Annotated in this window: 11 protein-coding genes and 1 pseudogene; all 12 read left to right on the top strand. The window is 45.7% G+C overall.

The features are described 5' to 3' along the window. The first annotated feature begins 6 nt into the window (after positions 1 to 6). Positions 7 to 792, top strand: coding sequence for a phosphate ABC transporter ATP-binding protein PstB (gene pstB, locus ACFQO0_RS14725; RefSeq protein ID WP_382236013.1), 786 nt, complete (start codon positions 7 to 9; stop codon positions 790 to 792). A gap of 116 nt (positions 793 to 908) precedes the next feature. Further along, positions 909 to 1619, top strand: a complete 711-nt coding sequence (phoU, locus tag ACFQO0_RS14720) for a phosphate signaling complex protein PhoU (protein WP_382236010.1) — start codon at positions 909 to 911, stop codon at positions 1617 to 1619. A 3-nt stretch (positions 1620 to 1622) separates the two neighbouring features. Continuing rightward, entirely contained in the window at positions 1623 to 2312 is a 690-nt protein-coding gene (gene phoB, locus ACFQO0_RS14715; RefSeq protein ID WP_382236008.1) for a phosphate regulon transcriptional regulator PhoB, read from the top strand. A gap of 17 nt (positions 2313 to 2329) precedes the next feature. Beyond that, positions 2330 to 3646: a phosphate regulon sensor histidine kinase PhoR gene (gene phoR, locus ACFQO0_RS14710; protein WP_382236005.1), complete on the top strand. Its 1317-nt coding sequence runs from the start codon at positions 2330 to 2332 to the stop codon at positions 3644 to 3646. Positions 3647 to 3790: 144 nt separating this feature from the next. After that, positions 3791 to 5230 carry a mannose-1-phosphate guanylyltransferase/mannose-6-phosphate isomerase gene (locus ACFQO0_RS14705; protein ID WP_382236002.1) on the top strand — a complete coding sequence of 480 codons (1440 nt, stop codon included), beginning with the start codon at positions 3791 to 3793 and terminating at the stop codon, positions 5228 to 5230. A gap of 20 nt (positions 5231 to 5250) precedes the next feature. Next, positions 5251 to 6336, top strand: a complete 1086-nt coding sequence (gene gmd / locus ACFQO0_RS14700; RefSeq protein WP_382235999.1) for a GDP-mannose 4,6-dehydratase — start codon at positions 5251 to 5253, stop codon at positions 6334 to 6336. Between the two features lie 6 nt (positions 6337 to 6342). After that, on the top strand, positions 6343 to 7308 hold the full coding sequence (locus tag ACFQO0_RS14695; protein WP_382235996.1) for a GDP-L-fucose synthase family protein: 966 nt from the start codon (positions 6343 to 6345) through the stop codon (positions 7306 to 7308). An 82-nt stretch (positions 7309 to 7390) separates the two neighbouring features. Further along, the gene (locus ACFQO0_RS14690; RefSeq protein ID WP_382235993.1) at positions 7391 to 8719 is read left to right on the top strand and encodes a flippase; all 1329 of its coding nucleotides are present in this window, start codon (positions 7391 to 7393) and stop codon (positions 8717 to 8719) included. Continuing rightward, complete coding sequence (locus ACFQO0_RS14685; protein WP_382235990.1) at positions 8713 to 9477, top strand: DUF268 domain-containing protein; 765 nt, start codon at positions 8713 to 8715, stop codon at positions 9475 to 9477. The genes ACFQO0_RS14690 and ACFQO0_RS14685 overlap by 7 nt, the downstream gene beginning before the upstream one ends. A gap of 30 nt (positions 9478 to 9507) precedes the next feature. Next, entirely contained in the window at positions 9508 to 10368 is an 861-nt protein-coding gene (locus ACFQO0_RS14680) for an alpha-1,2-fucosyltransferase (protein ID WP_382235987.1), read from the top strand. 74 nt (positions 10369 to 10442) lie between these two features. Next, complete coding sequence (locus ACFQO0_RS14675; protein ID WP_382235984.1) at positions 10443 to 11195, top strand: FkbM family methyltransferase; 753 nt, start codon at positions 10443 to 10445, stop codon at positions 11193 to 11195. Between the two features lie 222 nt (positions 11196 to 11417). Next, positions 11418 to 11735, top strand: a pseudogene (locus ACFQO0_RS14670) (UDP-glucose 6-dehydrogenase); the annotation flags it as partial. Positions 11736 to 11862: the final 127 nt, after the last annotated feature.

Raw genomic sequence — 11862 nt, 5'->3', positions numbered from 1 at the left:
AACGCTATGACTACTCAAACGTCTTTGAATACCACCGGCAAAAAAACGCTGGATATCAGAAACCTCAATTTTTATTACGGCGCGTTCCAGGGCCTGAAAAATATCAATCTGAGCATTGAAGATAAAAAAGTGACCGCCTTCATCGGTCCGTCCGGCTGTGGCAAATCAACATTGCTGCGCACCTTCAATCGCATGTATGACCTGTATCCGGGCCAGCGCGCGGAAGGCGAGATCATGTACCACGGCAAGAACATTCTCGAGCCAGGCCAGGACGTCAACATGTTGCGCGCCAAGGTCGGCATGGTGTTCCAGAAGCCGACACCGTTCCCGATGTCGGTCTATGACAACATCGCTTTCGGCGTGCGCTTGTATGAAAACCTGCCTAAGGGCGAGATGGACGAGCGTGTCGAATGGGCATTGAACAAGGCTGCCTTGTGGACCGAAGTCAAAGACAAGCTGCACAAGAGCGGCCTGAGCCTGTCGGGTGGTCAACAGCAGCGCCTGTGTATCGCGCGCGGTGTCGCTGTCAAGCCGGATGTCTTGCTGCTGGATGAACCGACCTCGGCGCTGGATCCGATTTCGACTGCGAAGATCGAAGAACTGATCAGTGAGCTCAAGGGCGATTACACCATCGCGATCGTCACGCACAATATGCAGCAAGCGGCGCGTTGTTCGGATTACACCGCGTACATGTATCTGGGCGAGTTGGTCGAATTCGGTGAAACCGATCAGATCTTCATGAACCCGAACAAGAAAGATACGCAGGATTACATCACCGGTCGTTTCGGCTGATCGATCAGTAAAAAACGGTATAAGAACAAAAAACAGCAATGTGCGACTGCATATCAGATGCATTGCACGTGACCATTTAATAGAACACAGTTTATATTCCAATTAGGAGAAACCTGATGCCAGGCGAACACTCTTCCAAGCAATACGACATGGATCTGGAAACCATCCGTTCCAAGGTATTGGCCATGGGCGGTCTTGTTGAAAGCCAGTTTCAAGATGCACTTTCCTGTTTTAGAACAGGAAATATTGCGCAAGCCGAGCAAGTCATCAAGTCGGATGAGGGCGTCAATAACCTGGAAGTATCGCTGGACGATGCCTGCAGCCACCTGATCGTCAAACGCCAGCCGGCGGCCAACGACTTGCGAACCGTGATGGCCACCATCAAGGTCATCACCGATCTGGAACGCATAGGCGACGAATCGACCAAGATTGCGCGGGCGGCAAAAAGCATTACCGAACGCGGTGTCACGACCATCAATCATTACGAAACCATACGTGTGATGTCGATCAGCGCCAGCAATATGTTGCGTGATGCGCTGGACGCCTTTGCCCGTCTCGACGGCAAGCAGGCGATCAAGTTGATCGCACAGGATGAGGTAGTCGATTTCGAATTCCGCTCCATCATGCGCACCCTGATCACTTTCATGATGGAAGATCCTCGCACCATTTCCGGCGCGCTGGATACGCTGTGGGTGGCCAAGGCCATCGAACGCATCGGCGACCATGCTAAGAATATTGCCGAATACGTGATCTACATTGTCGAAGGCAAGGATATTCGTCATACCGACTATGCAGCAACACAACTGGAAGATCGTACCTCCAACTAATATATGGCAGCTGAAAAACCAACGATACTGATTGTTGAGGACGAACCACCGATTATTGAATTGGTGACGTTCACATTGAAGGGCGCAGGCTGGAATGTCGCGGCGGTACAAACTGCCGGTGAAGCATGGGATTTTATCCAGCAACGCCTGCCTCAACTGATTTTGCTGGACTGGATGTTGCCGGATCAAAGCGGCTTGCGCCTGCTGTCGCGAATACGTGCCGACCGGCAGTTCAACGAGCTGCCGATCATCATGCTGACAGCAAAAAGCATGGAAGAAGACAAGATTGCCGGCCTCGATAACGGTGCCGACGATTATGTCACCAAGCCATTTTCACCACGAGAACTGACCGCGCGTATCAACGCGCTGTTGCGTCGCAAGACGCCTGAGCATTCGCAAACCTTGATGACTGCCGGGAACATCAGTCTCGACCCGATCAGCTGCAGCGTCAGCATGAACGATGAAAAAATCGACATCGGCCATGCCGAATTCAAGCTGCTGAAATTTTTCCTGGCGCATCCCGACCGCGTGTTTTCGCGCAGCCAGTTATTGGACAAGGTCTGGGGCGATCACGTCGTGATCGAAGAACGCACGGTCGATGTGCACGTTCTGCGCCTGCGCAAGGCATTGAAGGATGCAGAAAGCTTGATCAAAACGGTGCGTAGTGTAGGCTATATGCTCTCAGAAAAATAAGCGCAAGCAAGCCGTCTATGAATCCTCAGTTGCTGTTCTGGATACCCGCCACGCTGCGGTTATCCTTTATTCTTATTGCATCCGGCATTTGCTGGTATTTCTTCGGTCCGATCATCGGCTTGTCTATTGGCTTGATATGCCTGATCGCACTGATCGTCATCCAACTCAAATATCTCTACCTGTTAAGCGCCTGGCTGGACCATCCAGACAGCGAAAAGCTGCCGGATGGGTGGGGTGCATGGACAGACATCTTCTCGCGCCTGTACCGCCTGCGCCGCGATGACGAACGCAACCGCACCGAACTGACCGAATGGCTGGCACGCTTCCGCCAAGCGATGAGTCTGTTGCCGGATGGTGTCGTCATCATGGATGACGTGCTCTTCCTGGAGTGGTGCAATCCTGCCGCAGAGCGCCATCTGGGCCTCAACAACAGTCGCGATAAAGGCATGCGCGTCACCAATCTGATACGCAGTCCGGACTTTATCGACTACATCATCCTCGGTCGTTACGAACAGCCACTCACGCTCAGCCTCAAAGATCGTAAGCTGATCGTGCACATCATCCCGTTCGAAAATCGCCGCCAGATTCTGGTGACACATGACGCGACGGAAAACGATCGTATCGAAATGATGCGCCGCGACTTCATCGCCAATGCCTCACACGAATTGCGCACGCCGCTGACCGTGATCAATGGCTTCCTGGAAATCGCCCAGACTCAACCCGATCTGGACCAGACTATACGCATGTCGCATCTGAAGCTGATGATAGAGCAGGGCCAGCGCATGCAAAATCTGGTCGAAGACATGCTGACGCTGACCAGACTGGAATCCATCGACTACCCGGTGCGCCCCGAGCATGTCAATATTCATAACCTGCTGGATCAGATCAAGCAGGAAGCAGACGCCTTATCCGGCGGCCGTCATGAAATTTCCTTGATGATAGATGGTCCTGATATTGAAGGCAGTACCGATGAATTGCGCAGCGCCTTCAGCAATCTCGTCTCCAACGCGGTACGTTACACGCCGGCGGGTGGTCGTATCGACATCAAATGGAAAAACACCGAAGCTGGCCCGCAGTTTTCAGTCAAAGATAGCGGTATCGGTATTCGTGCCGAACATATTGCGCGTTTGACAGAGCGTTTTTACCGTGTCGACAAGAGCCGTTCCCGCGAAACACAGGGGACTGGCTTGGGCCTGGCAATTGTCAAGCATGTGCTGTTGCGGCATGGGGCGGTGCTGGCGATTGAATCACAGCCGGAGGCGGGGAGTACGTTTATTGTGCGATTCGACAAGAACTCGACCGATGGCGATATGGTCCGGGCATTGGAGAACTAGAACCGGGAGCTGTTAAATAGTGGCTGAAATCGCCGTTTTCCAATGTTAATTGCGTTCTATTAATTCTTTTTCAATGCAGTAAATGGCTTGTCAATCGACTAAAATACCGCAACCGTATTTTTAGCATGACTGAAAGTTATTTAGATGCTTCTTCCCGTTATTCTTTCCGGCGGCGCCGGTTCCCGTTTGTGGCCAGTCTCACGCGAAGCTTTACCCAAGCCGTTTATTGCATTGCCGGATGGTGAAACTCTTCTATTGAAGACGCTCAAACGTGCCATCGGCTTGCCCGGCGTGCAGAATGTCCTGACGGTAACTAATCGCGATTACTATTTCCTGACGCGCGATGAGTACGAGTCAAACGCAGAATCCGCTGTGGCTGGCAGAAAATCCATCGTTCATGACTACTTGCTGGAACCCGTCGGTCGTAATACTGCGCCCGCAATTGCCGCTGCCGCCTTGCATGCCGCGCGCAAATATGGCGAAGACACCGTCCTCCTGATTTTGCCTGCAGACCATTTAATTAATGATCAATCATCCTTTGCGCAAGCGGTAAGTGCCGCAACGGTCTTGGCAGAACAAGGCTGGCTTGTCACATTTGGCATACAGCCGACTGCGCCAGAAACCGGTTACGGCTATATAGAAAGCAGCGATTCAGTTGTCGATACCAGTGGCTATAAAGTCGCGCATTTTGTAGAAAAACCAAATCTTGATACCGCCAAGGCGTACATTACCTCAGGACGGTTCACTTGGAATTCAGGTATGTTCTGCTTTACGGCAGGTGCGATGTTAGCCGCCTTGCAGGATTGTGCGCCTACCGTATTGAACGCCGTGGAGCGCACCTTTGCTGCTACTGCTTTCGACAAAGACCCAGCGGTTCTTGATGCAACGGCGTTTTCGCTAGTACCTGATATTTCAATTGATTATGCAGTGATGGAACGTGCCGCTAAAGTCGCTGTGGTACCCGTCAGCTTTGATTGGAGCGACATAGGATCCTGGTCTGCATTGGCACAATTGGTTGCACCTGATGATCGCGGCAACCGTATTAGTTGTGAGACGGTATTGGTAGACACCGATAATTGTTACGTTCAAAGCGATTCACGCATGATTGCCGTGATTGGCGTTGATAATTTGTTGATAGTCGATACTCCTGATGCGCTGTTGATTGCGCATAACTCGCGCGCGCAAGATGTGAAGTCCGTTGTTACCCGTCTAAAGCTACTTTCCCATGCCACGGTACAGCACCATCGGACAACCCATCGCCCATGGGGAACTTACACTGTCCTTGAAGAGGGCGTTGGCTTCAAACTCAAGCGCATAGTTGTCAAGCCCGGTGCTAGTCTTTCGTTGCAGATGCATCATCACCGAAGTGAACATTGGGTCGTTGTGTCAGGTACGGCAAAGGTTATTAATGGCGAGCACGACATCCTTGTCCAGCGCAACGAATCCACGTATATTCCTGCCGGTACTGCGCACCGACTGACCAACCCTGGCGTCGTTGATTGTGTGATGATCGAAGTCCAAACAGGTGATTATCTGGGGGAGGACGATATCGTTCGCCTTGAAGATCGCTATGGTCGTGTTTAACCTAATTTAAGAAGATAGCCATGCGTAAAGTTGCATTGATTACTGGCGTTACCGGACAAGATGGCGCTTACCTCGCCGAACTACTGCTGGACAAGGGCTATGAAGTACACGGCATCAAGCGTCGCAGCTCACTTTTTAATACTGCGCGTATTGATCATTTGTTCCATGATATTCATGAAACGGGTAAGCCGTTTTTCCTGCATCACGGCGATATGACCGATTCTTCCAGCCTGACCCGGATCATCCAGAAGGTGCAGCCGGACGAAATCTATAACCTTGCCGCGCAGAGTCACGTCGCGGTGTCGTTCGAGGAGCCTGAATATACGGCGAACTCTGATGCATTAGGTGCATTGCGTATCCTTGAAGCGATTCGTATTCTCGGTCTTGAGAAGAAGACCAAATTCTATCAAGCATCCACTTCTGAATTGTATGGTCTGGTGCAAGAAACACCGCAGAAGGAAACCACGCCTTTCTACCCTCGCAGCCCTTATGCTGTAGCCAAGCTCTACGCATATTGGATCACTGTCAATTATCGTGAAGCCTACGGAATCTACGCCTGTAACGGCATTCTGTTCAATCACGAAAGCCCGATTCGCGGCGAGACCTTCGTTACGCGCAAGATCACGCGTGCACTGGCTCGGATCAAACTTGGCCTGCAAGAGTGTTTGTACCTTGGCAACATGGATTCGTTACGTGATTGGGGTCATGCGAAGGATTATGTCGAAATGCAATGGCTGATGTTGCAGCAAGATAAGCCGGAAGATTTTGTCATCGCAACCGGCGTGCAATATAGTGTGCGCGACTTCGTCAATGCCGCAGCCAAGGAGTTGGGCATCGAGATCACTTGGCAAGGCACAGGCGAAGAAGAGAAAGGCTTTGACGCCAACGGCAAATGTGTGGTCGCGGTCGATCCGCGTTACTTTCGTCCGACCGAAGTAGAAACCTTGCTGGGTGACGCGTCCAAGGCCAAGACTAAGCTAGGCTGGACACCGAAGATTACTTTTGCTGAACTGGTTAGCGAAATGGTGCGCGAAGATTTGAAGAGTGCCGAGCGTGATGAGCTGACCAGAAAGCACGGTTACGCGACATTCAAGGCTCACGAGTAACAGGTGATGGATAAGAAAACCAAAATTTACATCGCCGGCCATCGTGGCCTCGCAGGTAGCGCAATCGTGCGCGAGTTGCAACGGCAGGGTTACTCCAATCTTGTAATGCGGACGCACGCGGAGCTCGATCTGGAAGACGCGACTGCAACCAACCAATTTTTCGAACAGGAAAAGCCGGAAGTAGTATTTTTGGCTGCTGCCAAGGTTGGCGGCATACACGCCAATAATATTTACCCCGTTGATTTTCTGATGGATAACCTATTGATCGAGGTAAACGTTTTTCGTGCGGCGTATAAGACAAACGTAGAGCGATTGGTATTCCTTGGAAGCTCATGTATTTATCCGCGTGACTGCCCGCAACCTATCAAAGAAGAATATTTACTGACTGGTCCGCTCGAAGCGACCAATCGGCCTTATGCCTTGGCCAAGATCGCTGGTGTGGAAATGTGCTGGGCTTACAACCGGCAATATGGCACGAAATGGCTGGCAGCGATGCCGACCAACCTCTATGGTCCTGGCGACAACTACAATCTTGATAATTCTCATGTTTTACCTGCATTGATACGGAAGATGCACGAAGCAAAAGAAACTCAGGAAAATGAAGTTGTGCTTTGGGGGAGTGGTACTCCCAAGCGTGAATTTCTTTATGTAGATGACCTTGCTGCAGCTTTGATTTTTCTTGCGAATATGGAAGGTGCGGCATATGAGCAGCTTGTCCACGCATCTTCCTGTCCGTTAATTAATATTGGCTCTGGGGAGGATTTGTCTATTCGCCAGTTGGCGGAATTGATTGCTGATGTTGTGGGTTATCGCGGAAAATTTGTACAGGATATCTCCAAGCCAGATGGCACTATGCGCAAACTCATGGATGTGAGCAAGTTGAACAAACTTGGCTGGCACGCAAAAATTAGTTTAAAGGATGGTCTGGAAATGGCATATCAAAATTTCAAAGCATTGGATAGTTTGCAATGAGAATTGTAGTCATTGGTCCGGGTTGTATGAGTCGGGTTTTAGTGGTGAGCCTGAAGTATTGCTGTATTGGGCTGTGACGAGTATGTCACGCCTTATCCGGCAATATTTTAATAACGTTAAAAGCCATCAAGGTTTTCGCCGCTATTTTGAGAACACGTCTTGGATGTTTGCAGAACAAGTATTACGCATGGCGGCAGGCTTGTTTGTGGGTATTTGGGTTGCGCGTTATTTGGGACCCGAACAATACGGTGTATTCAGCTATGCAATCGCCTTTGTAAGCATATTTAGTAGTGTTGCCAAGTTAGGGTTAGATAGTATTGTGGTTCGTGACTTGGTACGTGACCCGAACCAGAGAGACATATATTTGGGCACAGCATTTTGGTTGAAATTAGGGGGCGCATTATTAACCCTTGGTGCTGTGACGCTTGCCGTGCAATATACAGAGAATGATCACCTTACGAATCTATATATTCTTATCATTGCTAGCGGCTCAATTTTCCAATCTTTTGAAGTTGTAGATTTTTATTTTCAATCCAAAGTCCTTTCCAAGTTCGTTTCACTCTGCCGGATAACCCAATTAGTCCTTTCCTCTCTGCTAAAAATTTATCTTGTTCTTACAGGAGCTGATTTATTGTGGTTTGTAGCGGTCAGTTTGATCGATCAGGCCACGCTTGCTGTTTCGCTATACCTTGCATATCGATATCAACGACATGGAAATTTCTTTAAGTATTTTGATTTACCTCTGGCCAAAAACCTTCTAAGAGATAGTTGGCCTTTGATTTTGAGTGGATTTGTATTGATGATTCAAGCGCGCATAGACCAAGTGATGTTAAAAGCCTTGGTCGGTAATGCTGAGGTGGGTTATTACAGCTCCGCCATGCGCTTGATTGAGATTTTTAGCTTTATTCCGATGATATTAACCACCTCGCTTTTTCCAGCCATCGTAAATGCAAAAAATATGTCTGTATCTGTGTATAAAGACCGACTTTCGCATCTATACAAATTCATGATGCTTTTATTTTTAGGTGTTGCGATACCAATTTATTTTTTTGGGAACGAAATAGTAATATTTTTATATAAAGATGCTTATGCTCCCGCTGGCTACCTGTTTTCACTCATGGCTTTGAGGCTGTTTTTTACAAATTATGGTGCTGCAAGAGGCGCATATTTAATGGCTGAAAATTTGACAAGATATGCTCTAATCACTCTAATTATCGGTGCGGTGGTAAATGTCTTATTAAATTATTTGTTAATCCCTATTTACCATTCAAAAGGCGCCATTTTTGCGTCACTCGTATCTTTCTTTGTCGCGACATTTCTACTAGATTTTTGTTATGGTAAAACGAGGGAGAATTTTAAGATAATGATGGCAAGCATGCTATTCATGAATCCAAAGAGAAAATCATGTTAAGAAATTTTTTAAAAAACAATAATCTTGCTAAAGCAATTTACTTTAGAGTCGCATTTATTTTGAATCATGAATTTAGACTAAGCGATCTTAAAAATATATTTTGGTACTTTGAAAATTATTTCAAAATAAAAAAGACATTCAATAGTAATTTTATTACTTTTAAATTTTTCCCCTGTTTAAACGATAAAACATCGCTTACTCCAATGGACCCTGTCTACTTTTTTCAAGATACGTGGATGGCTAGAAAAATTTTCGAGCTCAAACCTAAATATCATTTCGACGTAGGCAGTTCAGCAAAAACAATTGGCATTTTGTCTCAATTTGTTCCAATAACAATGGTTGATATTCGCCCCCTTCCTCTAGAGTTACCCAATCTTAATTTTATTAAGGGTTCAATTCTTGATCTTCCATTTGAAGACAATTCTATTGATTCCATTTCTAGTCTCTGCGTAGTGGAGCATATAGGTCTTGGTAGGTATGGTGACCCCATTGATTCACTTGGTAGTGAAAAATCAATTCTAGAGTTGAAAAGAGTATTGAGTATTGGGGGAGTGATCTTGTTTAGCGTGCCAGTTGATTCATCTAATACAGTTTACTTCAATGCTCATAGAGCGTTTACAAGAGACTACATTTTGAGTCTTTTTCATGACTTCGAGTTATTGGAAGAAAAATATCAATATGGATATGAGTTGATCGATAATTTTGTTCCAGAGCGTGGATTTGGAACGGGACTTTTTATGTTTAAAAAGTTAATGTGAAGAGTGAAGCGAAGTTTTATTGGGAAGAAAATGGTATTTTTTTTCGGTGACGGCAGGCTAGGAAATCAATTATTTCAATATGCCTTTATAAAATCTTTAGTAGAGAAGCAGAGACTAATCATTTCTTTTAATTTTGATGCGCTTTTAGAGTTGATGGAATCAGCTCCAAATTTGATAAATATTAGAAATAGATACGTCAAGGCTTTAATACGTAGACTTTTTGTTCCGTCGTTACATGTTCTTTCGAAATTCAAACTCATTTCAAGCTATAAAGTAAATTGCTACCTTGAAAATGGTTTTATTTTGGAGGATGCAACATTCATCGGAAGTAAAGGATTACTTCCCATTACATATATTTATCCATGTTTTGCCCAATCAGAAAATTTTTTCAAAGAGTCAATTAAAGACGATTTTTCTATAAATAAAAAACATCTGGAAAAAGCAAAAATCTTCTTATCTTCCACTCCCCAAAATCACAATATAATTTTTGTACATGTGAGACGAGGTGATTATGTTGAGTATGAGGTTTTAGGAAAAAGGGGGGTTGCCCTACCAGTTTCTTATTATCGAAACACAATTAAATGGTATGAAGAAAATATTGAGAATCCTTATTTTGTTTTTCTGACTGATGATTCTGAATTTGTAGAGCATTACTTTGAATATGTGCAGAACAAAATCGTGTCGAAAAATTCAATGTTTGTTGATTTCTCGATTATTACGTTATGCGAGTATGGAATTATGTCTAATAGTTCATATTCATGGTGGGCAGCATATTTAATGAAAAATAGAAAAAAAGTTTTTTCGCCAAAATATTGGCTTGGATGGAAAAGTAAATTAGTTTTTCCCAGCGGGATAGATCCTAGTTTTGCCGAGATAGTAGCGGTTGAGTGATGATTTAATCTGTCGTCTTATCGGGATCAACTCAATGTGAAACCATTGTCATTTGTACATAAAGAAAATCAATAATGCCTGCATTTAAAAATTACATTTTCAAATTTGCAAAGTTACTGGAACGAACTGCAACTGCTATGCAAGGGAAAGGATATGGAGCTGCAACAATAGAACAGGAAGTCAAACTTGTCCTGCAGTTGCTGGACCTGGTTCCTCAGCTTGGAGTAGATATTGGTGGAAATGTTGGAAATTACACTGCTGAATTGAGAAGACGGTATCCGAGTTTGGAGATACATACTTTTGAACCTTCGGCAACAAATGTACAAAAACTGAAAGCACGTTTTGGCAACGATGAGCTTGTGAAGCTTGTCCCTTATGCTGTCTCTGATGCTGAAGGTACAGCAAGCTTATTCGCGAACCAGCCTGGTTCTGGCCTTGGTAGTTTGACTAAACGTAAGCTTGAGCATTTCAATATAGATTTTTCACATCAAGAAACAATCCAAACAGTACGATTTGAAGACTATTGGAAAGATCGCTTAAATAAAAGACGCTTAGATATTGTAAAAATTGATATCGAAGGTCATGAGCTTAATGCGTTAAATGGTTTTGGCACTGCACTTCACCAAACGAGGATCGTTCAATTTGAGTTTGGCGGATGCAATATTGATACTCACACGTACTTCCAGGATTTTTGGTATTTCTTCAAAGACCAAAATTTTGATCTGTTTAGAATCACTCCGATCGGAGTGCAAAAAATTCAGCGTTACGCCGAAAGCGAAGAGTTTTTTGCCACGACAAACTATATTGCCGTAAATCGCAGAGTTTGATAATTTTTGTAATACGTGTTGTGATTTAGAGTTTCCTGAGGCAGTTGTTCTTATATTTTGGACGATCAACCGTATAGTTATTTTGTCATCTACTCGATTGGAATAGGTATCGGTGACTGACATGTGATCGCGTTGAGTAGCTTTGACTGGCTCGCGAAGATCAGTTTAAAAGATGGTCTTGCTATGACTTATTAAAATTTTAAAAATAATGGATAGTTTGTAATGAAAATTACTGTAGTGGGTTCAGGTTATGTGGGCCTAGTTTCCGCAGTGTGTCTTGCCGAATTAGGAAACGATGTAGTTTGTCTCGATGTGGATGCACGCAAGATCGGTATTCTTCAACAGGGCGGAGTGCCAATCTATGAGCCGGGCCTGGAAGGGCTAATTAATAGTAATGTTGACGCCAGACGATTGAGTTTTACGACCGACGTTGCAGAGAGTGTTGCGCACGGACTGGTGCAAATGATTGCGGTTGGCACACCTTCAGGCGAGGATGGCTCGGCTGACCTGCAATATGTCATTGCCGCTGCGCGCAATATTTGAATCGCCCCGGCTTTACTAGACACATCTGAGCCTATAAATTTATAGGTTAACGGAGGTGTTATGAGTGCAAAGCGATATACAGAAGAATTCAAGATTGAAGCAGTCAAACAGGTCACAGAACGAG

It is taken from the genome of Herminiimonas aquatilis (assembly GCF_042665175.1).
Taxonomy (GTDB): Bacteria; Pseudomonadota; Gammaproteobacteria; order Burkholderiales; family Burkholderiaceae_D; genus Oxalicibacterium; species Oxalicibacterium aquatilis.
The sequence above is the reverse complement of the archived record's forward strand: the minus strand, read 5'-3'. Positions and strand labels throughout refer to the sequence as shown.